We start from the raw sequence: 23,425 nt of genomic DNA, 5'->3' as shown, positions 1-23,425 counted from the left end.
CCCCGTATGAGAAAACGCGCAGCCGTGCTGTGCGCGGCCGCCGCCGTGATGGCGGGCTCGCTCACCACCCGTCCCGCGCAGGCGTCCGGCACCGCTCCCGTGCCGAAGCCCGCCTGGAAGAAGTGCGGCACCACCGACTATCCCCGACTCCAGTGCGCGTCCCTGAAGGTGCCGCTGGACCACGCGCACCCCGCGGGGCGGCAGATCACGCTCGCCCTGTCCCGGGTACCGCACACCGCGCGGCGCTTCGAGGGCCCGCTGCTGGTCAACCCCGGCGGCCCCGGCGGCAGCGGGCTGACGCTCGCCGGGTTCGTCGCCTCGGCGCTGCCGAAGAGCGTGGCGGCCCGCTACGACGTCATCGGCTTCGACCCGCGCGGGGTGGGGCGCAGCACCCCCGCCCTGAACTGCGCGCCCGGCCACTTCAAGCCGCGGCGCCCGGACCCCGTGCCGGCCACCCCCGCGCTGGAGCGGGCCAGCCTCGACCGCGCGAGGTCCTTCGCCGCCGCCTGCGGCCGCAAGTACGCCGACGTCCTGCCGCACATGGACACCGTCAGCGCGGCCCGCGACATCGACGCCGTCCGCCGGGCCCTCGGCGCGCCGCGGATCAGCTACTTCGGCTACTCCTACGGCACCTACCTGGGCGCGGTCTACGCGAAGCTGTACCCCCGGCGCGTCCACCGCCTGGTGCTGGACTCGATCGTCGATCCGACCGGCGTCTGGTACGAGGACAACCTCGGCCAGGACCACGCCTTCAACGACCGCCACCGCGCGCTGATGGCCTGGATCGCGAAGTACGACGCGCGGTACCGGCTCGGCAGGGACCCCGAGAGGGTCGAGACCCGGTGGTACGAGATGCGGGCGGCCCTGGCGAGGAAGCCGGCCGGCGGCCGGGTCGGCGCCGCCGAGCTGGAGGACACCTTCATGCCGGGCGGCTACTTCAACGGCTACTGGCCGCACCTCGCCGAGGCGTTCGCGGCCTACGCGCACCGCAAGGACACCCGGCCGCTGGTGGAGGTGTACGAGAACCTCGCCGCCGTGGACGCCTCGGGCGACAACGGCTACAGCGTGTACACGGCCGTCCAGTGCCGTGACGCCCCCTGGCCGCGCAGCTGGAACCGGTGGCGCGCGGACACCTGGGAGGCCTACGCCAAGGCGCCCTTCATGACCTGGGGCAACACCTGGTACAACGCGCCCTGCGCGTTCTGGCCGACGGCCTCGCGGCGGCCGGTGGACGTCGCCAACGGCGAGCTGCCGCCGGCGCTGCTCTTCCAGGCCACCGACGACGCGGCCACCCCGTACGCCGGGGGCACCACGGTCCACCGGCTGCTGGCCCGCTCCAGCCTGGTGGTCGAGGCGGGCGGCGGCAACCACGGCATCACGCTGAGCGGCAACACGTGCCTGGACAAGCACCTGGCCGCGTATCTGAGCAGCGGCACGGTACCCCGGGGCGCCGGGGCGGCCGACGCGGTCTGCGCCAAGTCGCCGGATCCCAAGCCGCTGAAGGGGAAGTCGGGCTCGACGGCGTCCCGCGGCTCGACCCTGCACGGCCTGCTGGGCTTCCGCCGGTAGGCAACGCGCCCGGCCCGCAGGGGCGTTGGCGGTGGGAGGGGTCACCAGGAAGCCGTGAGCGAACAGACCCGGCCCCCCGGTGGCCCGACCCGCATCCCCGCCCCCGCCATCGTGTGGACACCGTTGGCCGATCCCGGCCTGCCGACTTCCCTGGGTGTGAGTTCGCCATGGCTCCCCAGCCACCTCGCGGACCCAGGCGTCGGCTCGGGGCGGGGGAACTGGGGAATCACACGGCGTGGAAGACCCAACGCGCCACCCGGAGGCCTGCTACGGCCGGACGTATGGGCGGGTCATGATCTCCATGTTGTGGCCGTCCGGGTCGTCGAAGTACGCACCGCGACCGCCGAAGAGGCGGTTGATCCGGCCGGGCTCGGTGTGGCCGGGGTCGGCGTAGTAGGTGACCCCGGCCGTTTCCAGGCGGGCGATCATGGTGTCGAACTGATCGTCGGGCACGAGGAACGCGTAGTGCTGCGGCTGGATCGGCTCGTCGCGCTTCTCGTAATAGTCGAGTGTCACGCCGTTGCCCAGATCGACGGGCAGGAACGGCCCGAAGGGGGCGCCGGCCTTCAGCCCCAGGATCGCCGCGATGAACTCGGCCGACAGCTGCCGGTCCGTGGCGTAGACGGCGGTGTGGTTCAGCTGGACGGTGGCCGACGATTCGGGTTCATGCTGGCGGTGCTCATCACGTGACATGAGTGGATGTGTCTCCGAGTCTTGGATCCGCTGTGGAGCGTCGCGCACGGGCGCAGGGAGGAAGACGCGGAGAAAGGGCGGGGCTCTTGCCCGCCTCGTGCTCACGCCGAGGCCGGGTGCCTCACTCGTGTATGGCCCATGGCCGACCCGGCAGTCACCTGAGCGACCCTAGTACCTGACTGTGCGTCACGGCAACGCCGGATACCGTTGTCGGACAGTCCGATTTCCACCCGGCCGGCCGGAGGGCTGCCAGATGAGATGTGCGAGTGCGGGCTCGTGGGGTGTCGGTCCACCAGGCGCTGGGCGGTGGAAGTTCATCGCGGTGGCGGTGACCCGGGGCCGTAGCCGGGCCTTGGCCGAGCCGTGCTACCGGCATCGTCGCGGGCCGAAAACCCGGACGCCCTGCGAGATGGTGCCGTCGACACCGGCCCGGTGTGTGTACCGCTCCTTCCACTCCTCGGTATTTCCCCGGGCTCGTGCCTGCTGGATCACCTCCTGCTCCGCCCGGGGACGGAGGATCCAGTGTCCGGTGTGTCCCGGAGCCGCCCCGGCGGCGCCGTCATCTCTCCCGGAGGTCGAGGCCCTCGCGGTGGTGTCCTCGTGACCCCCCTGACGATCAGGGAGATGCGGCTCGCCGACTGCGAGCGCGTCTCGGAGATCCGGATCCGCGGCTGGCGGCACGCCTACCGGGGGCTCGTGCCCCAGCCCTACCTCGACGGGCTGAGCGTCACCGCGGACGCCGACCGGCGGCGGACACGGTTCGCCGAGGGCGACGGCTCGGTGGTGAACCTCGTCGCCGAGCGGGGCGGCACGGTGGTCGGGTGGGCGGCGCACGGCCCGTACCGGGACGGCGGCACCCGCACCGCGGACGCCGAGCTGTACGCGCTCTACGTCGACCCGGCCGGCATCGGCGGCGGGATCGGGCGCGCGTTGCTCGCCGCGTCGGTCGAGCGGTGCTCCGCCTGTCCGCGCGTGCTGCTGTGGGTCCTGCGGGACAACGCCCCCGCCCGCCGGTTCTACGAGCGCGCCGGGTTCCGGCCCGACGGCGCCGAGGAGTTCTTCGAGGCGGACGGCGTGCCCGTGCCCGAGGTGCGGTACGCGCGGGCGGCGGCCGGCTGCTGACCGGGCCTCACCCGGGCTGCTGCTGCGGGAGCCGGGCCAGTGCGTGTACGGCCGCCTCGGCGAGTACCGGGTGGGCCAGGGCCTCGTTCAGGACCCGTCGGGCGCGGGCGTCGCCGAGCGTGCCCAGGCCCTCGACACAGGCGAGGGCGACCCGGCGGTAGGGGTCGTGCGGGCGCAGCCGCCGTTCCAGGGTGGTGATCAGCGCGGGCACGGACTCGGGGGCGCGCAGGGCGACCAGGAGCCGTACCGGGTGCAGGGCGTAGGCGACGCGGAGTTCGTTGGTGGCGAGGGCGGCGGCGGCGCGGGCCGTGCGCGGGTCGCCGAGGCGGGCCAGGGCGTGCGCGGCGGAGGCGCAGCGGGGCGGGTCACGGTGGTTGAGGAGCAGCACCAGGGACTCGAAGGCGCGCCGGTCGCCCGCGCGGCCGAGGCGGAACGCGGCCAGTTCCCTGGCCCAGAGCGGCTGTCCCGGTGCGGTGAGGAGCTCTGCCAGGGCGTCGTGGTCCTCGGTCGCCAGCAGGCGGTCGAAGGCCGCCGAGCCGCCCGACTCCTGCCGTAAGCGCTCCGTGAGCGATCGCAACTCCACGTCCACGGGGCCAGCGTAGGCGGGTTGCGGCGGCGGAGGGAGACACATCACAAAGTCGGCTCGCCACGGGGGCTGGCGCGCTCGTTACCCGCCGGTTAAGCTCAGACGAGCGAGTAACCCTCGCTCCTCCGCTGGCGACGGTCTGGTGACGCGGCCGCCGCCGGGGAGACACCTCCCCCGCCTCCGCGGCGGCGGGAGAGCAGTCGGTTCGGTACGTCGTGTACCGCGGTACGACCTGGCTTCGGGACAGAGCCGGTCGGGAACCCCGCCGTTGCCGGGCGTGTGCACGCCCGTGGCACCGGCAGCACCGGGCGTGTGCGCTCGCAGCCCGGCAACACCCGCACTCGTTTCCCCGCACCGTGGTGCGCCCTCGGGCGCACCCGGCGCGCTCCTCGTCGTCACCCTCATTCCTGGAGTCCCGCGATGGCCACTCCCCTGTCCGACACCCCTCTGTCCCCGCTGTCACCGCTCAAGACGATCGCCGTCGTCGGCCTCGGCACCATGGGCACCGGCATCACCGAGGTCCTCGCGAAGGCCGGCCGCGAGGTGATCGGCATCGACATCAGCGAGGCGCAGACCGTCAGGGCGGTCGCCGCCCTGGAGGCCGCCACCGCCCGCGCCGTGGCCCGCGGCCGGCTCACCGAGGAGGAGCGTGCCGGGACGCTGGCCCGCGTCCGCACCGCCACCGACCTGGCCGCGGCGGCCGAGGCCGACCTCGTCATCGAGGTGGCTCCGGAGTCGTACGAGATCAAGCAGCAGATCTTCCGCGCGCTGGACGGCATCGTCCGCCCGGAGACGATCCTCGCCACCGGCACCAACGCGCTGTCCGTGACCCGGCTGGCCGCCGACTCGGCACGCCCCGAGCGCGTGCTCGGCCTGCACTTCTTCAACCCGGCGCCGGCGATGCGGCTGGTGGAGGTCGTCTCCTCGGTGCTGACCTCCCCGGACGCCGTCGCCGCCGTCACCGATCTCGCGATCGAGCTGGGCAAGGAGCCGGTCGCGGTCGGTGACCGCCCGGGCTTCGTCGCGGACGGGCTGCTCTTCGGCTACCTGAACCAGGCCGCGGCGATGTACGAGGCGAAGTACGCCTCCCGCGAGGACATCGACGCCGCCATGCGGCTCGGCTGCGGCCTTCCGATGGGCCCGCTGGCACTGCTGGACCTGATCGGCATCGACACCGCGCGTACGGTCCTGGAGGCCATGTACGCCGAGTCCCGGGACCGGCTGCACGCGCCCGCCCCGATCCTGAAGCAGCTCAGCGAGGCGGGCCTGACCGGCCGCAAGTCCGGGCGCGGCTTCTACACCTACGAGGCGCCGGGCAGCGCCACGGTCGTGCCGGACGCGCTGACCCCGGCGGCCGGCGGTGCGCTCTCCGCCGGCCGGGAGGTCCGCTCGGTCGGTGTCGCGGGCTCGGGCACCATGGCCTCCGGCATCGCCGAGGTGTTCGCCAAGGCCGGTTACGAGGTGGTCCTGGCCGCCCGCAGCGAGGAGAAGGCCCAGGCGGCCAAGGCCCGGATCGGCAAGTCGCTGGCCCGCTCCGTCGACAAGGGCCGGCTGACCGCCGAGGCCGCCGCCCGGACCCTGGAGCTGATCACCCCGGCCGGCTCCTACGACGCGTTCGCGGACGTCGACCTGGCCGTCGAGGCGGTCGCGGAGGACCTGGAGGTCAAGCGGCAGCTGTTCGCCGCCCTGGACAAGGTCTGCAAGCCGGGCGCGGTGCTGGCCACCACGACCTCCTCGCTGCCCGTCGTCGCCTGCGCCCGCGCCACCTCGCGCCCGCAGGACGTGATCGGCATGCACTTCTTCAACCCCGCGCCGGCCATGAAGCTGGTCGAGGTGGTCCGCACGGTGCTGACCGCCGACGACGTGCACGCGACCGTCCGCGACGTCTGCGGAAGGATCCGCAAGCACGCCGTGGACTGCGGCGACCGGGCCGGGTTCATCGTCAACGCGCTGCTGTTCCCGTACCTCAACAACGCCGTCAAGATGGTGCAGGAGCACTACGCCTCGCTCGACGACATCGACGCGGCGATGAAGCTCGGCGGCGGCTACCCGATGGGCCCGTTCGAACTGCTGGACGTGGTCGGCCTGGACGTCTCGCTGGCCATCGAGAAGGTGCTGCACCGCGAGTTCCGCGACCCCGGGCTCGCCCCCGCGCCGCTGCTGGAGCACCTGGTGGCCGCGGGCTGCCTCGGCCGCAAGACGGGCCGCGGCTTCCGCGAGTATGCCCGCCGCTGACGGCGTCGGCGACTGGTTCCGGACGGAGACGGACTGGGGCGGCCTGCTCGACCCGGGGAACCCTCCCCCGCCCGCCCGGCCCGGCTGTCCCCCGCCCCCCACGGGCGGGGGACGGCCCGGACCTGCGCACCAGGCTGGGCGGATGCAGTACGTTCGGGTCATGTCCCAGCCCGCCAAGTCCTCACGTACACCAGCTACGCCCGACGCGCCGGAAAGTGCCGCAGGCAGCCGCGCCGCCGCCCAGCGGCTCAAAATGCGCCGGGAACTGGCGGCGGCAGCCATGGAGCTGTTCGCGACCAAGGGGTACGAGGCCACCACCGTCGACGAGATCGCGGCGGCCGCCGGCGTCGCGCGCCGCACGTTCTTCCGCCACTTCCGCTCCAAGGAAGAGGCGATCTTCCCGGACCACGACGACACGCTGATCCGCGCGGAGGCGGTCCTCAACGCCGCCCCCGCGCACGAGCACCCGCTCGACACCGTGTGCCGGGGCATCAAGGAAGTCATGAAGATGTACGCGGCCCGGCCGGAGATCTCCGTGGCCCGCTACAAGCTCACGCGCGAGGTGCCCACCCTGCGCGAGGCCGAGATCGCCTCCGTGGCCCGCTACGAGCGGCTGTTCACCCGTTACCTGCTCGGCCACTTCGACGAGCACGCGCACGCCGACGACGCCAACGACGACCCGCTGCTGGCCGAGGTCGCCGCCTCGGCCGTGGTCACCGCCCACAATCACGTCCTCAGGCGCTGGCTGCGGGCGGGCGGCCAGGGGGACGTGGAGGCGCAGCTGGACCACGCCTTCGCGATCGTGCGTAAGACCTTCGGCACCGGCATCGGGGCCGGCCGGGGCCCCGCCGGGCGGCCGGCCGCCGCGCCCCCCGCGGCGACGGCGTCCGCGCACGGCGAGGTGCTGGTGACCGTCGCCCGGACCGACGCGCCGCTGGACGAGGTCATGCGGACGATCGAGGAGGCGCTGAAGGAGCGCTGACGCTCCGCCGGACCTGTGATGACGGCCACCCTTCGGGGTGGCCGTTTTGCCATGTCAGGGGCCCTTTTCTTGGTGATTCGACGCCGCGTTCGATCGATCATCGCTCATTTGTCAAGTAAAGATTTCATCTGAGAGCAAGTTCTGGCACTCAGTGCCTTGTCACCTGACACGCGGTGTCATACGTTGAAGGGGTCCGGGCGGCCGGCGAGCAGAGACCGTTCGCTCGCCGGCTGTCCCCGCAAGCCCACGGCCTGCGCGCCCGGACGCCTGCGTCACAGGCAACCTCCCGCGCCACAAAGCGCTGCCGAAGTACCCCGAGCCGAACCGACGGCACACCCTCGAAAACCCTCAGCAGCACTCATCGCAGCACCGACGATCCCTCAGGCGCCCCTCCCTCAGGGCGCTCACCGCCGGAGGCAATACCGTGACCGTGAAGGACATCCTGGCCGCGATCCAGTCGAAGGACGCCACGTCCGCCGATTTCGCCGCCCTGCCGCTCCCCGAGTCGTACCGCGCGATCACCGTGCACAAGGACGAGACGGAGATGTTCGCGGGCCTGGAAACCCGCGACAAGGACCCGCGCAAGTCGATCCACCTGGACGAGGTGCCGGTGCCCGAACTGGGCCCGGGTGAGGCCCTGGTGGCCGTCATGGCCTCCTCGGTCAACTACAACTCGGTGTGGACCTCGATCTTCGAGCCGCTGTCCACCTTCGGGTTCCTGGAGCGCTACGGCCGCACCAACGAACTGGCCAAGCGCCACGACCTGCCGTACCACATCATCGGCTCCGACCTCGCGGGCGTGGTCCTGCGCACCGGCCCGGGCGTGAACGCCTGGAAGCCCGGTGACGAGGTCGTCGCGCACTGCCTCTCGGTCGAGCTGGAGTCCTCCGACGGCCACGGCGACACCATGCTCGACCCCGAGCAGCGCATCTGGGGCTTCGAGACCAACTTCGGCGGCCTCGCCGAGATCGCGCTGGTCAAGTCCAACCAGCTGATGCCGAAGCCGGACCACCTCAGCTGGGAGGAGGCCGCGGCGCCGGGCCTGGTGAACTCCACCGCCTACCGCCAGCTGGTCTCCCGCAACGGCGCCGGTATGAAGCAGGGCGACAACGTGCTCATCTGGGGCGCGAGCGGCGGCCTGGGCTCGTACGCGACCCAGTTCGCGCTCGCCGGCGGCGCCAACCCCATCTGCGTGGTCTCCTCGCCCCAGAAGGCGGAGATCTGCCGCTCCATGGGCGCCGAGGCGATCATCGACCGCACCGCCGAGGGCTACAAGTTCTGGAAGGACGAGAACACCCAGGACCCGAAGGAGTGGAAGCGCTTCGGCAAGCGCATCCGCGAGCTCACCGGCGGCGAGGACATCGACATCGTCTTCGAGCACCCCGGCCGCGAGACCTTCGGCGCCTCGGTGTACGTCACCCGCAAGGGCGGCACCATCACCACCTGCGCCTCCACCTCCGGCTACATGCACCAGTACGACAACCGCTACCTGTGGATGTCGCTGAAGCGGATCATCGGCTCGCACTTCGCCAACTACCGCGAGGCGTGGGAGGCCAACCGCCTGATCGCCAAGGGCAAGATCCACCCGACCCTGTCGAAGGTGTACTCGCTGGAGGACACCGGCCAGGCCGCCTACGACGTCCACCGCAACCTGCACCAGGGCAAGGTCGGCGTCCTCTGCCTGGCTCCGGAGGAGGGCCTGGGCGTGCGCGACGAGGAGATGCGCGCGAAGCACATCGACGCCATCAACCGCTTCCGGAACATCTGAGGGCCATAGATGACAGAGCGTCAGAAGGACCGTCCGTGGCTCATGCGGACGTATGCCGGCCACTCCACGGCCGAGGCGTCCAACGAGCTGTACCGGCGCAACCTCGCCAAGGGCCAGACGGGTCTGTCGGTGGCGTTCGACCTGCCGACGCAGACCGGCTACGACCCCGACCACATCCTCGCCCGCGGCGAGGTCGGCCGGGTCGGTGTGCCCGTCGCGCACCTCGGTGACATGCGCCGGCTGTTCCAGGACATCCCCCTGGAGCAGATGAACACCTCGATGACGATCAACGCCACCGCCATGTGGCTGCTGGCGCTCTACCAGGTCGTCGCCGAGGAGCAGGGCGCGGACATCACCAAGCTCCAGGGCACGACCCAGAACGACATCGTCAAGGAGTACCTGTCCCGCGGGACGCACGTCTTCCCGCCGGGGCCCTCGCTCCGCCTGACGACGGACATGATCGCGTACACGGTCTCCCACCTCCCGAAGTGGAACCCGATCAACATCTGCAGCTACCACCTGCAGGAGGCCGGGGCCACGCCGGTGCAGGAGATCGCGTACGCGATGTCCACCGCGATCGCCGTGCTGGACGCCGTGCGCGACTCCGGCCAGGTGCCGCAGGAGCGCATGGGCGACGTGGTTGCCCGGATCTCCTTCTTCGTGAACGCGGGCGTCCGCTTCATCGAGGAGATGTGCAAGATGCGGGCGTTCGGCCGCATCTGGGACAAGATCACGCGTGAGCGGTACGGCATCGAGAACCCCAAGCAGCGCCGTTTCCGCTACGGCGTCCAGGTCAACTCGCTCGGCCTGACCGAGGCGCAGCCGGAGAACAACGTCCAGCGGATCGTCCTGGAGATGCTGGCCGTGACCCTCTCCAAGGACGCACGCGCGCGTGCCGTGCAGCTGCCCGCGTGGAACGAGGCCCTCGGTCTGCCCCGCCCGTGGGACCAGCAGTGGAGCCTGCGCATCCAGCAGGTGCTCGCCTACGAGAGCGACCTGCTGGAGTACGAGGACATCTTCGAGGGCTCGAAGGTGATCGAGGCGAAGGTGGACCGGCTGGTCGAGGAGGTCCTCGCCGAGATCGACCGCATCCAGGAGATGGGCGGCGCGATGGCCGCCGTGGAGTCCGGCTACCTGAAGTCGCAGCTGGTCGCCTCGCACGCCGAGCGCCGGGCCCGGATCGAGTCCGGCCAGGAGAAGATCGTCGGCGTCAACATCTTCGAGGGCACCGAGCCGAACCCGCTCACCGCCGACCTGGACACCGCGATCCAGACGGTGGACCCGGCGGTCGAGGCCCGGGTGGTGGCGGCCCTCCAGGGCTGGCGGGACACCCGCTACCAGCCGCCCTTCAACCACCCGCGCCCGTGCAAGGCGCTGGAGCGGCTGAAGGAGGCCGCGAAGGGCACCGGCAACCTGATGGAGGCCACGCTGGAGTGCGCCCGGGCCGGGGTCACGACCGGCGAGTGGGCGGGCGCGCTGCGCGAGGTGTTCGGCGAGTACCGGGCGCCCACCGGGGTCTCCTCCGCGCCGGTGGCCGTCGCCGCCGAGGCCGGCTCCGCCCTCGCGGGGGTCCGCGCCAAGGTGGACGCCACCGCCCGCGACCTGGGCGTGGGCCGCCTGCGCTTCCTGGTCGGCAAGCCGGGCCTGGACGGTCACTCCAACGGCGCCGAGCAGATCGCCGTGCGCGCCCGTGACGCCGGCTTCGAGGTGGTCTACCAGGGCATCCGGCTGACCCCCGAGCAGATCGTGGAGGCGGCCCTGGCCGAGGACGTGCACGCCGTGGGCCTGTCCATCCTCTCCGGCTCGCACGCCCAGCTGGTCCCGGACGTCCTCGAGCGGCTGCGTGTGGCCGGTGCCACAGATATACCCGTGATCGCAGGTGGCATCATCCCGAACGGTGACGCCGAGCAGCTCAGGGCCGCCGGAGTGGCCGCGGTGTTCACCCCGAAGGACTTCGACATCACCGGGATCATCGGCCGCATCGTGGACGAGATCCGCAAAGCGAACAAGCTCGACCCCCTGGAGGTCCCCGCATGACCACGGTCAACCGCCTTCGCCCCCGGCGTTCCTGCCTGGCGGTACCGGGCTCGAACCCGCGCTTCCTGGAGAAGGCCCAGGGCCTCCCCGCGGACCAGGTCTTCCTGGACCTGGAGGACGCGTGCGCGCCGCTCGCCAAGCCCGAGGCGCGGCACACCATCGTGAAGTTCCTCAACGAGGGCGACTGGACGGGCAAGACGCGCGTGGTCCGGGTCAACGACTGGACGACCGAGTGGACGTACCGGGACGTCGTCACGGTCGTGGAGGGCGCCGGCCAGAACCTCGACTGCATCATGCTGCCGAAGGTGCAGAGCGCCGAGCAGATCGTGGCGCTCGACCTGCTGCTGACCCAGATCGAGAAGACGATGGGCTTCGAGGTCGGCAAGATCGGCATCGAGGCGCAGATCGAGAACGCGCAGGGCCTGAACAACGTCAACGCGATCGCGCAGGCCTCGCAGCGCGTGGAGACGATCATCTTCGGCCCGGCCGACTTCATGGCGTCGATCAACATGAAGTCGCTCGTCGTGGGCGAGCAGCCGCCCGGCTACCCGGCGGACGCCTACCACTACATCCTGATGAAGATCCTGATGGCCGCCCGCGCCAACAACCTCCAGGCGATCGACGGCCCCTACCTCCAGATCCGCAACGTCGAGGGCTACCGCGAGGTCGCGCAGCGCGCCGCCGCGCTCGGCTTCGACGGCAAGTGGGTGCTGCACCCGGGCCAGGTCGAGGCGTCGAACGAGATCTTCTCGCCGTCGCAGGAGGACTTCGACCACGCCGAGCTGATCCTGGACGCGTACGACTACTACACGTCCGAGGCGGGCGGCAAGAAGGGCTCCGCGATGCTCGGCGACGAGATGATCGACGAGGCCAGCCGCAAGATGGCCCTGGTCATCTCCGGCAAGGGACGCGCCGCCGGCATGCAGCGCACCAGCAAGTTCGAGATCCCGGAGGCGTAGGGCCATGCAGTTCGGACGCACCTACGAGGAGTTCGAGGTCGGGGCGACGTACAAGCACTGGCCGGGCAAGACGGTCACGGAGTACGACGACCACCTGTTCTGTCTCCTCACCATGAACCACCACCCCCTCCACATGGACACGAACTATGCGGAGAAGACGACGGACTTCGGCAAGAACGTCGTGGTGGGCAACTACATCTACTCCCTGCTGCTCGGCATGTCCGTGCCGGACATCTCCGGCAAGGCGATCGCCAACCTGGAGATCGAGTCGCTCAAGCACGTCGCGCCGACCTTCCACGGCGACACGATCTACGGCGAGACGACCGTGCTCGACAAGTGGCCGTCGAAGTCGAAGAACGACCGCGGGATCGTCTACGTCGAGACCAAGGGCTACAAGCAGGACGGCACCCTGGTGTGCGTCTTCCGCCGCAAGGTGATGGTGCCCACCGAGACGTACATCAAGGAGCGCGGCGGCGAGCAGCCGGGCCGCCCCGAACCGAAGCAGCAGGAGAAGTAGAGATGGCCCGTCTCGCCCAGACCGCCGGTCTGACCGACGTCCAGCAGGAGATCCTCTCCACCGTCCGGGACTTCGTCGACAAGGAGATCATCCCTGTCGCCACGGAGCTGGAGCACCGCGACGAGTACCCGCAAGCGATCGTGGACGGCCTGAAGGAACTCGGGCTGTTCGGTCTGATGATCCCCGAGGAGTACGGGGGCCTGGGCGAGTCCCTCCTCACCTACGCGCTGTGCGTGGAGGAGATCGCCCGCGGCTGGATGTCGGTGTCCGGCATCATCAACACCCACTTCATCGTGGCGTACATGCTCAAGCAGCACGGCACGCAGGAGCAGAAGGACCACTTCCTGCCCAGGATGGCGGCCGGCGACATCCGGGGCGCCTTCTCGATGTCGGAGCCGGCCCTGGGCTCCGATGTGTCGGCCATCACGTCGAAGGCGGTGAAGGACGGCGACGAGTACGTCCTGAACGGCCAGAAGATGTGGCTGACCAACGGCGGCACGTCCTCGCTCGTGGCCGTTCTGGTCCGGAGTGACGAAGGACACCCCGAGGGCACGGCCCCGCACAAGTCGATGACCACCTTCCTGGTCGAGAAGGAGCCGGGCTTCGGCGAGGTCCGCCCCGGCCTCACCATTCCCGGCAAGATCGACAAAATGGGCTACAAGGGTGTCGACACCACCGAGTTGATCATGGACGGCCTGCGCGTCCCGGCCGATCGGGTGCTCGGCGGGGTCACCGGCCGAGGTTTTTACCAAATGATGGACGGCGTCGAGGTGGGCCGGGTGAATGTGGCGGCGCGTGGCTGCGGTGTCGCCCAGCGCGCCTTCGAACTGGGTGTCCGGTACGCCCAGCAGCGGCACACCTTCGGCAAGCCGATCGCCCAGCACCAGGCCATCCAGTTCAAGCTGGCCGAGATGGCTACCAAGGTGGAGGCCGCGCATGCCATGATGGTCAACGCGGCACGCAAAAAGGACTCCGGTGAACGAAACGACCTTGAAGCAGGGATGGCGAAGTACCTCGCCTCCGAATACTGCAAGGAGGTCGTGGAGGATGCCTTCCGGATCCACGGCGGCTACGGCTTCTCCAAGGAGTACGAGATCGAGCGCCTCTACCGTGAGGCCCCGATGCTGCTCATCGGTGAAGGTACCGCCGAGATCCAGAAAATGATCATCGGGCGCAGGCTGCTCGAAGAGTATCGGTTCCAGGGCTGATTGTCCGGGTACGGGGTGTTTTCTTCGAGAAGAAGATCACACCCCGTAGGCGGTCTTCAGCCGCCGACTCGACTGACTGGCTTGCCCAGTTGTAGCCCGCGACCGGTACGATCCCCGGAAAGCCGCCGTCCCCCGTCAGAGCGCGGCATCATCCGCTACGAAGGTCATCCATGCCCCACAGCCAAACCTCTGCACACCGCGACAGCCTGGTAGGCGCACGCCTCGCGCGCGGAGCATCGCCGTGGCTTCTCCCGACCGTCGCCACCGCAGCCCTCAGCCTGGCCCGCGCCCGCCGCTCCGGTGCGGCGAAGGCCGTCGCCGTACCCGCCACCGCGCTGGCGGCGGGCATGCTGTGGTTCTTCCGCGACCCCGAGCGCGAGATCGCCCAGGGCCGGGTCATCTCGCCCGCCGACGGCGTGGTGCAGAGCATCATGCCGTGGAAGGACGGACGAACCCGCGTCGCGATCTTCATGAGCCCGCTCAACGTCCACGTCAACCGCGCGCCCCTCGCGGGCACGGTGACCTCGGTCGAGCACATCCCCGGCGGCTTCGTTCCGGCTTTCAACAAGGAGAGCGAGAACAACGAGCGCGTAGTCTGGCATTTCGACACCGAACTCGGCGACATCGAGATGATCCAGATCGCCGGCGCGGTGGCCCGCCGCATCGTGCCCTACATCCCGGAGGGCACGAAGGTCGAGCAGGGCGACCGAATCGGTCTGATCCGCTTCGGCTCGCGTGTCGACCTCTACCTGCCCGAGGGCGTGGAGGTCGCGGTCGAGGTCGGTCAGAAGACCGTGGCTGGGGTGACTCGCATTGACCGTGATTGATCCGGAGACCCAGGCGGGCTGGGTGCCCGAGGCCGACGAGGTGGACGACGAGGAGGAGATGCCCCTCTCGCTCCGCCTGTCGATAGCGGACACCCTCACCCTCGGCAACGCCACGTGCGGCTTCATGGCGGTGTACTTCACCACCACCGGCATCCTGATCCCGCACCTCACCGGCAGCCAGGAGTCCGGCATGGCCCGCCACAGCGCGGCCACGGCGGTCATCCTGATGCTCTGCGCGGCGGTCTTCGACCTGTTCGACGGCCTGGTGGCGCGCAAGCTGCGCTCCTCCCCCATGGGCGCCGAGCTGGACAACCTCTCCGACCTGATCAGCTTCGGCCTCGCGCCCGCGTACTTCGTGCTCGTCTACGGCATGGTCGCGGACGACGCGCACCAGCGGGTGGCGGCGGTGGGCGCGATCGTGGTGCTGCTGGCGGTGGTGCTGAGACTGGCCCGGTTCAGCTGCGTGACGATGAAGGACGGCATGTTCCAGGGCATGCCCTCGCCGTTCGGCGCGCTGACGGTCGTCTCGATCGTGCTGCTGGAGCTGCCGTTCGTGGCCACGCTGCTGGCGATCCTGGGGACGGCGTGGCTGATGGTGAGCCGGGTGGAGTACCCGAAGCCGCGGGGCCGGCTGGCCGGGGCCATGCTCTGCTGGATCGTGCTCTCCATGGGGCTGCTGGCGGCCTGGGCCTTCGACGCGCCGAGCGGTCAGCTGCTGCTCCAGACGGGCTGCGCGCTCCAGCTGGTCATGGGCGCGGTGATCCCGCTGTTCGCGACGGCCCGGCGGGTGAACAACTTCCGCGACAACCGGCGGGAGGCGCGGGCGGCGCAGCTGCCGTAGGCGCCGACGCCGAAGGGCCCCGGACCCGGGTATCGGGTCCGGGGCCCTTCGCATGCGCCCCGCTCCACCGCCTGTCTCCGCCCCACCGGGCCGCCCGCCTCGGTCGGCGGCCAGGCCCTCGACACCGCCGAACGCCCCGGCCGGCCGGATCTCACCCTCCGGCCCACCCACACAGCCGAGCGTGCACTCTCCCGGCCCACCGAGGCAGCCGGACGGTCACCTCCCGGCCGTCAAGGCGGCCGGACGGTCACCTCTCGGCCGCCGAGGCAGCCGGACGGTCACCTCTCGGCCCACCGAGGCGGTCGCAGGGCCACCTCCCGGCCCACCGAGGCGGGTGGTGGGTGGGCGAGGGGCCGGGGGCCGAGGGCGGGGCCCCCGGGGGTCAGGTCAGGTGGTTCTCGGCGATGCGGGCCGCGACCCGCTCCAGAATCGGCCCCGCCTCCGCGATACACGTGGCCACGTCCGGCTCGACCGACGTCAGAGGGTAGGCGCGCGAGATCCCCGCCCGCTCCAGCGCCTCCTCGGGCAGCGCGAGCCGCCCGCACACCGCGACCACCGGCTTCCCCGCGGACCGCGCCGCCGCGGCCACCCCCGCCGGCGCCTTCCCGTGCAGCGTCTGCTCGTCCAGCGACCCCTCGCCGGTGACGACCAGCGAGGCCCGCTCCAGGGCGGGCGCGAAGCCGAGCACGTCGAGCATGACCTCGATGCCGGCACGGAACCGGGCGCCGAGCAGCAGGGCCCCGTACCCGATGCCACCGGCGGCCCCGGCGCCCGCGGACGCCGCGTACTCCGCCGCCCGCGGCCCGGCCTCGGCCTCCAGGACCTTCGCGAAGTGGGCCAGCGCCGCGTCCAGCGTCTCGACGTCCTCCGGCGAGGCGCCCTTCTGCGGGCCGTACACGGCCGGCGCGCCCTTCGGACCGGTCAGCGGGTTGTCGACATCGCTCGCGAGCACCAGCTCCACCCCGGACAGCCGCGGGTCCAGGCCGGAGAGGTCCGCGCGGGCCAGCCCGGCCAGTCCGCCGCCGCCCGGGGACACCGGCTCACCCGCCTCCGTCAGGAACCGGGCGCCCAGCGCGGACAGCATCCCCGCGCCGCCGTCCGTCGTGGCGCTGCCGCCGACGCCGAACACGATCGTGCGCGCGCCCGCGTCCAGCGCGGCGCGCAGCAGTTCCCCGGAACCGTACGTCGAGGCGGTGAGCGGGGCGAAGACACCGGCCGGCAGGCGCTGGAGTCCGCTCGCCTCGGCCATCTCCACGACCGCGGTGCCGTCGCGCAGCGCGAAGGCGGCCGTCACCTCCTGGCCGAGCGGTCCGGCGACCCGGACCTCGTGCCGTTCGAAGCCGGCCGCGACGGCCGCGTCCACGGTGCCGTCACCGCCGTCGGCCACCGGCAGCGCCTCGACCTCGAGGTCGGGCACCACCCGGCGCAGCCCGGCCGTCACCCGCTCGGCGACCTGCACGGCCGTCAGCGAGCCCTTGAACTTGTCCGCGGCGATGAGCACCCGCCGGGTCCCGTCCACTGAAGCGTCCGCCACCTTGTCTTCCCCTTGCTCTCCGGGCCCCGCGCACGTCAGGGCCAGTCGCGCCGCTGTGACGATAACCGCAGGACGCCCCCGCCGTCATGCCCCGCCCGAACCCTGGGAAGCCGCCGGGAGCCGGCCGGGCAAAGTGGGTACACCCCTGCCATGAGCACCCAGCGCACCCGGCCGGACCTCGCCGACCGCGTCCACGGCGGCTGGCTCGGCCGGATCGCGGGCAACATGCTCGGCAAGCCGGTCGAACAGGGCGAGGTGTGGACCCGCGACCGCATCGACCGCTATCTGCGCCGGGCGGCGGCCCTGCCCCTGACCGACTACCTGCCCGAGCCCGCCGACCCGGCCGAAGCCGCGGTGCTGCGGCCGGAGTGGCGCTGCTGCGTGCGCGGCCGGATCCAGGGCAGCTGCCGGGACGACGACGTCGACTACGCGATCCTCGGCCTGCACCTGCTGGAGACCCACGGCCTCGGCTTCAGCACCGAGCAGGTCGGCGACCTGTGGCTGCTCAGACTGCCGTACCTGCAGACCTTCACGGCGGAACGGGCGGCGTACCGCAACCTCGCCAACGGGCTGAAACCCCCGCTGACGGCGACCTACGACAACCCCTACCAGGAGTGGATCGGCGCGCTGATCCGGGCCGACGTCTACGGCTGGACCTGCCCCGGCGATCCGGTGCGGGCCGCCGGCCTGGCCCGCCGGGACGCGGTGCTGTCGCACACCGGCAACGGCGTCTACGGCGCCATGTGGGCCGCCGCGCTGATCTCGGCGGCCTTCACCGCGCCGACCGTCCGGGACGCCCTGGACACGGCGCTCACGGTCGTCCCGGCGAGCAGCCGGCTGGCCCGTACCGTCCGCCGGGTCATGACCCTGCACGAGACGCGCCTGCCCTGGGAGGAGACCCTGGCCACGGTGTCGGAGGAGACCGCCGGGCTCGGCTGGATCCACACGGTGCCGAACGCGGCCGTGCTCACCGCCGGGCTGCTGTACGGCGACGGCGATTTCACGCGGACCATCGCGCTGACCGTGCGGGGCGGCCTGGACACCGACTCCAACGGTGCGACGGCCGGCTCGGTGGCCGGCGTCCTCACCGGGGCGGACGCCATCCCGGCCCAGTGGCGGGACCCGCTCCAGGACACGGTGCGCAGCGCGGTGTTCGGCTTCGACGGGGTGCGGATCAGTGCGCTGGCCGAACGCACCCTGCGCCTGGTGACGGCCGGGGCGTAGCGGCGCGGTGCCTGGTTACCCTTCCTGGATGACCACGACTGCTGACTTCGCCGCCTACATCGCCGGCCTGCCCCGCATCCTCGCCGGTGCCGCCGCGCTCTTCCGGGACGCCGAGGGGCGGGTGCTGCTCGTCGAGCCGAACTACCGCGAGGGCTGGGCGCTTCCGGGCGGCACCATCGAGTCCGACGACGGGGAGACGCCGCGGCAGGGTGCCCGCCGGGAGACGCTGGAGGAGATCGGGCTCGACCGCGAGCTCGGCCGGCTGCTGGCCGTGGACTGGGTGCACGGCACGGGCCGGCCGCCGCTGGTGGCGTACCTGTACGACGGCGGTGTCCTCGCGGAGGCCGATCTGAAGGCCATCCGCCTGCAGGAGGAGGAGCTGCTGTCCTGGCGCCTGGTCTCCCGGGAGGAGATCACCGCCCACCTGCCCGGCGCGCTCGGCCGCCGCGTGCTGGCCGCCCTGGACGTCCTCGCCGCCGGCTCGGGCACGGCGGAGCTGGAGAACGGCCACCGGGTGGCGTGACCGCCCGGCCCTGCCGGTCCCGGGGCCTCGTCCGCCGGCGGGGGCCGGTGCGAGCGGTCCGTCCGGGGAGGGCTCGGCCGGGGCGATATCCGTTCGCCGGGACCGCGGGCCCCGCCTACCCTCGTGGTCATGGCCAAGCCCCTCGTCGCCCTGCTCAGCGGGGCCGGTATCTCCACCGACTCGGGGATCCCCGACTACCGCGGGCCGAACGGACTGTGGCGGCGGGATCCGGAGGCCGAGAAGCTCGTGACGTACGAGTACTACATGAGCGATCCCGGGATCCGGCGGCGGTCCTGGCAGATGCGCCGGCAGAGCCAGGCGCTCGGGGCCGAGCCGAACGCGGCGCACCGGGCCGTCGCCGAGCTGGAGCGGTCCGGCGTCCCCGTGCGGGTGCTCACACAGAACGTGGACGGCCTGCACCAGCTCGCCGGGATGCCTGCCCGCAAGGTCCTCGAACTGCACGGCAGCGCGCGCGGTGTGGTGTGCACCGGGTGCGGGGCGCGGGGGCCGATGGACGAGGCGCTCGCCCGGGTGGAGGCTGGTGAGGAGGATCCCGCGTGCCTGGCGTGCGGGGGGATCCTGAAGTCGGCGACCGTGATGTTCGGGCAGCGGCTGGACCCGGTGGTGCTGGGCCAGGCCATGGCGATCAGCAAGGCGTGCACGGTGTTCGTCGCCGTCGGCAGCAGCCTCCAGGTGCAGCCCGCCGCCGGTCTGGTCGGTGTCGCCGCCGACAACGGCGCCCACCTGATCATCGTCAACGCCGAGCCGACGCCGTACGACGAGCTCGCCCACCAGGTCGTCCGGGACCCGATCGGTACCGCGCTGCCTCCCCTGCTGCGGGGGCTCGCCGGGGAGTTCGGCGGGACATCCCCCTGAGGGCGCGTCAGAACAGGGCGGTGCCGCGTTCGAAGTCCAGCAGGCGTCGTTTGCGGTCCAGGCCGCCGCCGTAGCCGGTGAGGTTGCCGGTGGAGCCGATCACGCGGTGGCAGGGGACGATGATGCCGACGGGGTTGCGGCCGTTGGCGAGACCGACGGCCCGGGAGGCGGCGGGGTTGCCGAGGGCGGCGGCGAGTTCGCCGTAGCTGCGGGTCTCGCCGTAGGGGATCCGGGTCAGCTGCTGCCAGACGCTGCGCTGGAACGGTGTCCCGCGCAGGGCGAGCCGTACGGTGAACCCTTCGGACTCGCCCGCGAAATAGGCGCCCAGCTGCTCGGCCGTCTCGGCGAACACGGGCAGGGAGTCGTCGCGCGGGCCGAAGGTCTCCTCCGCGGGGCGGTGCCGCTGGCCGGCCATGTACAGGCCGCACAGGGCGCCGTCGGCATCCGCGACGAGGGTGAGCGGGCCGTAGGGGCTGTCGGTGGTGGTGTGGTGGTTCACTGAGGTCCTCTACTCGGGGAGGAAGTTGATCGGGTGGCTGTCGGTCGCCCACAGGTACTGCACCGCGTACGCCCGCCAGGGCCGCCAGCCCGCGGCGCGGGCGGTGAGCGCGGCCGGGGTGGCGGGCAGGCCCAGCTCCTGTGCGGCGCGCCGGACACCGAGGTCGGTGGGGAGGAACGCGTCGGGGTCGCCCAGGGCGCGCATGGCGATGACGTCGACCGTCCACGGTCCGAAGCCGGGCAGCGCGAGCAGCCGGGCGCGGGCCTGTGCCCAGTCGGCCTCGGCCCCCAGGTGGAGGTCCCCGTCGGCGAGTTGCCTCACGAGGGTGGTGAGGGTGGCGCGCCGGGAGCGGGGCATCGCCAGGGTCTCGGGGTCGATGCCGGCCAGTGCCTCGGGGGCGGGGAAGAGGTGGGTGAGGCCGCCCTCGGGGTCGTCCAGGGGCTTGCCGTGGGCGGTGACCAGGCGGGCCGCGTGGGTGCGGGCCGCGGCCGTGGACACCTGCTGCCCGAGCACGGCCCGGACGGCGAACTCGGCCTCGTCCACCGTGCGCGGCACCCGGCGGCCCGGGGCGCGGTCGACCAGGGGCGCGAGCAGCGGGTCGGCGCGCAGCCGGCCGTCGACGGCGACCGGGTCGGCGTCCAGGTCGAGCAGGCGGCGGCAGCGGCTGATGGCCACGGTGAGATCGCGCAGGTCGCTGAGCGCCAGCCGGCAGGCGATGTGGTCGGGGCGGGGGGCGAGGGCGACGATCGCGTGGCCGTAGGGCAGCCGCAGGGTGCGCCGGTAGGCGCCGTCGCGCCACTCCTCGACGCCGGGTACGGCGGTGGCGGCGAGGTGGCCGAAGAGGTTGGAGGGGTGGAGCGGGGCGCGGAACGGCAGCCGCAGGGTGAGTGCGCCCGGGGTGCCCGCCCCGCTGCGGGGCGCCCGGGCGCGCAGCTCGCTCGGCGAGAGCGCGAAGACCTCGCGGACGGTGTCGTTGAAGGTGCGGATGGAGGAGAAACCGGCCGCGAAGGCCACGTCCGCCATGGGCAGCGGGGTGGTCTCGATGAGCAGCCGGGCGGTCTGGGCGCGCTGGGCGCGGGCGAGGGCGAGGGGCCCGGCGCCCAGTTCGGCCAGCAGCTGCCGCTCCACCTGCCGGGTGCTGTAGCCGAGCCGGGCGGCGAGTCCGGGCACGCCCTCGCGGTCCACGACCCCGTCGGCGATCAGCCGCATGGCGCGGGCGACCAGGTCGGCGCGCTGGTTCCACTCCGGGGAGCCGGGGCTGGCGTCGGGCCGGCAGCGCTTGCAGGCCCGGAACCCGGCCTGCTGGCAGGCCGCGGCGCTCGGGTGGAACGTCATGTTCTCCGCCTTGGGCGGAACGGCCGGGCAGCTCGGCCGGCAGTAGATCCGGGTGGTCAGGACGGCCGTGAAGAACCAGCCGTCGAACCGGGCGTCCTTGGACCGCACGGCCCGCACGCACTGCTCCCGGTCGAGGTGCATCCCTGTCTGCATGGATCCAGCATCGGGCGGCACCCACCCCGGCCGCTGGCGGAAATCCGACACGTACGTGGGGCCGGCCTGGGGCGTGGATGCGTCAGGTCGGTCTCAGGACGGGTCCTGCCGGCGGTAGCGGGTGATCCACTCGGCGGTGGTCCGCAGCCCGCCGAAGGTGTAGAAGTGCACCTTCACCTCGCCGTGCCGGGCGGGGTCGTACCGCTCGGCCAGAGTGTGCAGGAAGCGGTCCGGGCCCGTCGTGCCCATGAGGTTGGTCAGCGAGAACCCGTACTTGCGGGCGACGGAGGCGCTGGTGCCGATGCCGAAGCGGGTGGCGTAGCCGAGCAGCCGGCGCACGCCCGCCGGGCCGGGGACGCCGACACGGACGGGCAGCCGCACACCACGGGCCCGGAGGGCCTCCAGCCAGGCGAGGACGGGGTCGGCGTCGAAGCCGAACTGGGTGATGACGTCGCCGGTGAACCGGTGGGCCCCGATGGCCGCCGCCTTGTCCGTCAGCGCCGACCAGAGGGCCGGGTCGGCGATGCCGGGGTGGCCCTCCGGGTAGCCGGTGATGCCGACGTGCCGGACGCCGTACCGCTGGAGCAGTCCGGTGCGCAGTACGGCGAGCGCGTCCGCGTAGGGGCCCTCGGGCCGGGCGGGGTCGCCGCCGACGACGAACACGTTCTCGGCGGTGCCGTCGGCGGCCAGCCCGGACAGGAACTCCTCCAGCGCGAGCCGGGAGGGCAGACGGCGGGCGGAGAGGTGCGGTACGGGCACGAAGCCGAGCCGCTTGACCGCGCGGGCGGCCGCGAGCCGGGTGGCGGTGTCCTCCCCGGCCAGGAAGGTGATGTTGATCCGGGTGCCCGGCGGGATGGTCTCGCGCGCCTCCTCCAGACCGGGCACGTCCTTGCCGGTCATCTCCAGGGAGAAGTCCTCCAGCAGGCGGGTGCCCTGCCCCGGGCTCCCGGCGCCGTGCGCGCGGGGGGTACCGCCGTCGGCCGGGGCGGTGAGAGCGGGGTTCATCGTGCTCCTCGTACGGGGGTGGTCCTGACCCCGGCCGATGATGTCACGCGGGCCTCCGGGGCCTCGGCCAGGGGGCGCCGCCCGCGGTTATGGACCTCTCCGGCCGGCCCTCTTTGGCCCTGGCCGGCGGGCCAAGCCGGGGGGCAGGGTGGTGGTCCGATCACCGAGGAGGTCCCGTTGAGCGTTCCGTCCGGCTCCCGTGCCCGAGCGGGGGTGGCGTGACCGTGCGATTCCGGCATGCCGCCCCGATCCGGGCCGCCCATCCCGAACTGGCCGCCGGCGTGCTGTACGCCGCCGGCGTCGGCACGGCCGCGGACACCGGGCCGCGCGCCACCGCGTACACCGCCCGCGCCGTGGACCGGCTGGCCCACGCCACGGAGGGCGAGTTCCCCGAGGTGCTGGCGTGGCGGCGGGCCTTCACCCGGATGGGGCTGAAACCGACGCAGTACCGCTCCGCCTCGGAGTCGCTGCTGCGCCGGCTACGGAAGGACGGGGCACTGCCGGGCATCCATCCGCTGGTGGACCTGTGCAACGCGATCTCGGTGGCGTACGCCGTTCCGGTCGCGGTCCTCGACGTCGACCGGATCGCCGGGCCGCTGCTGGAGGTCCGCGGGGCCCGCGGCGACGAGACGTACACCGCGTTCGGCGGCGGCACGGAGCATCCCGCGCCCGGTGAGGTGACCTTCGCCGACTCGGCGGGGCGCGCGCACGCCCGCCGCTGGACCCACCGGCAGAGCGGGTACTCGGCGGTCGGCGCGCACACCGGCCGGGTGCTGGTGGTGGCGGAGGCGATGCACGACGGGGGCGCTCGGACCGTGGCCGAGGTGCTGAAGACGGTCGAGGAGGAGGTGGCGGCGCACTGGGCCGCCACCACGGCGTCCGCCGTGCTGACCGCGTCCGCACCGGAATTCGAGTTCGGGCACTGACCGGGC

21 protein-coding genes are annotated in these 23,425 nt (G+C 72.3%); 15 read left to right on the top strand and 6 right to left on the bottom strand.

What is annotated here, in order from left to right:
* Positions 1-6 precede the first annotated feature (6 nt).
* Positions 7-1,569 (top strand): alpha/beta hydrolase, encoded by a 1,563-nt coding sequence (locus ABZ576_RS23500; protein WP_360744067.1) that lies wholly within the window; start codon positions 7-9, stop codon positions 1,567-1,569.
* Positions 1,570-1,836: 267 nt separating this feature from the next.
* Here ABZ576_RS23500 and ABZ576_RS23495 read toward each other — a convergent pair whose 3' ends face one another.
* A complete protein-coding gene (locus tag ABZ576_RS23495; RefSeq protein WP_360744064.1) occupies positions 1,837-2,262 on the bottom strand; it encodes a VOC family protein in 426 nt (141 codons plus the stop codon).
* A gap of 600 nt (positions 2,263-2,862) precedes the next feature.
* Here ABZ576_RS23495 and ABZ576_RS23490 point away from each other — a divergent pair.
* Positions 2,863-3,384 carry a GNAT family N-acetyltransferase gene (locus ABZ576_RS23490; protein WP_360744061.1) on the top strand — a complete coding sequence of 174 codons (522 nt, stop codon included), beginning with the start codon at positions 2,863-2,865 and terminating at the stop codon, positions 3,382-3,384.
* Positions 3,385-3,391: 7 nt separating this feature from the next.
* On the opposite strand, the gene ABZ576_RS23485 is transcribed toward ABZ576_RS23490, so the two are convergent.
* Positions 3,392-3,973, bottom strand: coding sequence for an adenylosuccinate lyase (locus ABZ576_RS23485; protein ID WP_360744058.1), 582 nt, complete (start codon positions 3,971-3,973; stop codon positions 3,392-3,394).
* Positions 3,974-4,390: 417 nt separating this feature from the next.
* Here ABZ576_RS23485 and ABZ576_RS23480 point away from each other — a divergent pair, with 417 nt between their 5' ends.
* The 9 genes from ABZ576_RS23480 (at position 4,391) to pssA (ending at position 15,344) form a co-directional block, all read left to right on the top strand.
* Positions 4,391-6,205 carry a 3-hydroxyacyl-CoA dehydrogenase family protein gene (locus ABZ576_RS23480; protein ID WP_360744055.1) on the top strand — a complete coding sequence of 605 codons (1,815 nt, stop codon included), beginning with the start codon at positions 4,391-4,393 and terminating at the stop codon, positions 6,203-6,205.
* A 160-nt stretch (positions 6,206-6,365) separates the two neighbouring features.
* Complete coding sequence (locus ABZ576_RS23475; RefSeq protein WP_360744052.1) at positions 6,366-7,187, top strand: TetR family transcriptional regulator; 822 nt, start codon at positions 6,366-6,368, stop codon at positions 7,185-7,187.
* Positions 7,188-7,617: 430 nt separating this feature from the next.
* A complete protein-coding gene (ccrA, locus tag ABZ576_RS23470; RefSeq protein ID WP_360744342.1) occupies positions 7,618-8,955 on the top strand; it encodes a crotonyl-CoA carboxylase/reductase in 1,338 nt (445 codons plus the stop codon).
* Between the two features lie 9 nt (positions 8,956-8,964).
* Entirely contained in the window at positions 8,965-10,992 is a 2,028-nt protein-coding gene (locus ABZ576_RS23465) for a protein meaA (RefSeq protein WP_360744049.1), read from the top strand.
* Entirely contained in the window at positions 10,989-11,951 is a 963-nt protein-coding gene (locus ABZ576_RS23460; protein WP_360744046.1) for a CoA ester lyase, read from the top strand. Before ABZ576_RS23465 ends, ABZ576_RS23460 begins: the two co-directional genes overlap by 4 nt.
* Positions 11,952-11,955: 4 nt before the next feature.
* A complete protein-coding gene (locus ABZ576_RS23455) occupies positions 11,956-12,468 on the top strand; it encodes a MaoC family dehydratase (RefSeq protein ID WP_030346774.1) in 513 nt (170 codons plus the stop codon).
* A 2-nt stretch (positions 12,469-12,470) separates the two neighbouring features.
* A complete protein-coding gene (locus ABZ576_RS23450; protein WP_360744043.1) occupies positions 12,471-13,676 on the top strand; it encodes an acyl-CoA dehydrogenase family protein in 1,206 nt (401 codons plus the stop codon).
* Between the two features lie 170 nt (positions 13,677-13,846).
* Positions 13,847-14,503, top strand: a complete 657-nt coding sequence (locus ABZ576_RS23445; protein WP_360744040.1) for a phosphatidylserine decarboxylase — start codon at positions 13,847-13,849, stop codon at positions 14,501-14,503.
* 22 nt (positions 14,504-14,525) lie between these two features.
* Positions 14,526-15,344 carry a CDP-diacylglycerol--serine O-phosphatidyltransferase gene (pssA, locus tag ABZ576_RS23440; RefSeq protein ID WP_360744339.1) on the top strand — a complete coding sequence of 273 codons (819 nt, stop codon included), beginning with the start codon at positions 14,526-14,528 and terminating at the stop codon, positions 15,342-15,344.
* Between the two features lie 382 nt (positions 15,345-15,726).
* Here the strand turns inward: pssA and ABZ576_RS23435 are convergent, their stop codons facing one another.
* Positions 15,727-16,878, bottom strand: a complete 1,152-nt coding sequence (locus ABZ576_RS23435; RefSeq protein ID WP_360744037.1) for a glycerate kinase — start codon at positions 16,876-16,878, stop codon at positions 15,727-15,729.
* A 150-nt stretch (positions 16,879-17,028) separates the two neighbouring features.
* Here ABZ576_RS23435 and ABZ576_RS23430 point away from each other — a divergent pair, with 150 nt between their 5' ends.
* The 3 genes from ABZ576_RS23430 to ABZ576_RS23420 all read left to right on the top strand — a co-directional run bounded on the left by ABZ576_RS23430 (position 17,029) and on the right by ABZ576_RS23420 (position 19,501).
* A complete protein-coding gene (locus tag ABZ576_RS23430; protein WP_360744034.1) occupies positions 17,029-18,102 on the top strand; it encodes an ADP-ribosylglycohydrolase family protein in 1,074 nt (357 codons plus the stop codon).
* 28 nt (positions 18,103-18,130) lie between these two features.
* The gene (locus ABZ576_RS23425) at positions 18,131-18,625 is read left to right on the top strand and encodes an NUDIX hydrolase (RefSeq protein ID WP_360744031.1); all 495 of its coding nucleotides are present in this window, start codon (positions 18,131-18,133) and stop codon (positions 18,623-18,625) included.
* 129 nt (positions 18,626-18,754) lie between these two features.
* Positions 18,755-19,501, top strand: coding sequence for a Sir2 family NAD-dependent protein deacetylase (locus tag ABZ576_RS23420; protein ID WP_360744028.1), 747 nt, complete (start codon positions 18,755-18,757; stop codon positions 19,499-19,501).
* A 7-nt stretch (positions 19,502-19,508) separates the two neighbouring features.
* Here ABZ576_RS23420 and ABZ576_RS23415 read toward each other — a convergent pair whose 3' ends face one another.
* The 3 genes from ABZ576_RS23415 to ABZ576_RS23405 form a co-directional block, all read right to left on the bottom strand.
* Positions 19,509-20,000 carry a methylated-DNA--[protein]-cysteine S-methyltransferase gene (locus ABZ576_RS23415; protein WP_360744025.1) on the bottom strand — a complete coding sequence of 164 codons (492 nt, stop codon included), beginning with the start codon at positions 19,998-20,000 and terminating at the stop codon, positions 19,509-19,511.
* A gap of 9 nt (positions 20,001-20,009) precedes the next feature.
* Positions 20,010-21,488: an AlkA N-terminal domain-containing protein gene (locus tag ABZ576_RS23410; protein WP_360744022.1), complete on the bottom strand. Its 1,479-nt coding sequence runs from the start codon at positions 21,486-21,488 to the stop codon at positions 20,010-20,012.
* Between the two features lie 93 nt (positions 21,489-21,581).
* On the bottom strand, positions 21,582-22,388 hold the full coding sequence (locus ABZ576_RS23405; protein ID WP_360744336.1) for a methylenetetrahydrofolate reductase: 807 nt from the start codon (positions 22,386-22,388) through the stop codon (positions 21,582-21,584).
* Between the two features lie 323 nt (positions 22,389-22,711).
* Between ABZ576_RS23405 and ABZ576_RS23400 the strand changes: the two genes are divergently transcribed.
* Positions 22,712-23,419, top strand: a complete 708-nt coding sequence (locus ABZ576_RS23400; RefSeq protein WP_360744019.1) for a phenylalanine--tRNA ligase beta subunit-related protein — start codon at positions 22,712-22,714, stop codon at positions 23,417-23,419.
* Positions 23,420-23,425 lie beyond the last annotated feature (6 nt).

This window comes from Streptomyces sp. NPDC013455, assembly GCF_040632975.1.
In the GTDB taxonomy this organism is placed as follows: domain Bacteria; phylum Actinomycetota; class Actinomycetes; order Streptomycetales; family Streptomycetaceae; genus Streptomyces.
The sequence above is the reverse complement of the archived record's forward strand: the minus strand, read 5'-3'. Positions and strand labels throughout refer to the sequence as shown.

Coding starts and splice junctions, on each gene's coding strand:
- ABZ576_RS23430 (WP_360744034.1), top strand. CDS start 17,029: ATGAGCACCCAGCGCACCCGGCCGGACCTCGCCGACCGCGTCCACGGC.
- ABZ576_RS23465 (WP_360744049.1), top strand. CDS start 8,965: ATGACAGAGCGTCAGAAGGACCGTCCGTGGCTCATGCGGACGTATGCC.
- ABZ576_RS23460 (WP_360744046.1), top strand. CDS start 10,989: ATGACCACGGTCAACCGCCTTCGCCCCCGGCGTTCCTGCCTGGCGGTA.
- ABZ576_RS23425 (WP_360744031.1), top strand. CDS start 18,131: ATGACCACGACTGCTGACTTCGCCGCCTACATCGCCGGCCTGCCCCGC.
- ABZ576_RS23450 (WP_360744043.1), top strand. CDS start 12,471: ATGGCCCGTCTCGCCCAGACCGCCGGTCTGACCGACGTCCAGCAGGAG.
- ABZ576_RS23410 (WP_360744022.1), bottom strand. CDS start 21,488: ATGCAGACAGGGATGCACCTCGACCGGGAGCAGTGCGTGCGGGCCGTG.
- ABZ576_RS23445 (WP_360744040.1), top strand. CDS start 13,847: ATGCCCCACAGCCAAACCTCTGCACACCGCGACAGCCTGGTAGGCGCA.
- ABZ576_RS23495 (WP_360744064.1), bottom strand. CDS start 2,262: ATGTCACGTGATGAGCACCGCCAGCATGAACCCGAATCGTCGGCCACC.
- ABZ576_RS23455 (WP_030346774.1), top strand. CDS start 11,956: ATGCAGTTCGGACGCACCTACGAGGAGTTCGAGGTCGGGGCGACGTAC.
- ABZ576_RS23480 (WP_360744055.1), top strand. CDS start 4,391: ATGGCCACTCCCCTGTCCGACACCCCTCTGTCCCCGCTGTCACCGCTC.
- ABZ576_RS23420 (WP_360744028.1), top strand. CDS start 18,755: ATGGCCAAGCCCCTCGTCGCCCTGCTCAGCGGGGCCGGTATCTCCACC.
- ABZ576_RS23500 (WP_360744067.1), top strand. CDS start 7: ATGAGAAAACGCGCAGCCGTGCTGTGCGCGGCCGCCGCCGTGATGGCG.
- ABZ576_RS23475 (WP_360744052.1), top strand. CDS start 6,366: ATGTCCCAGCCCGCCAAGTCCTCACGTACACCAGCTACGCCCGACGCG.
- ABZ576_RS23405 (WP_360744336.1), bottom strand. CDS start 22,388: ATGACCGGCAAGGACGTGCCCGGTCTGGAGGAGGCGCGCGAGACCATC.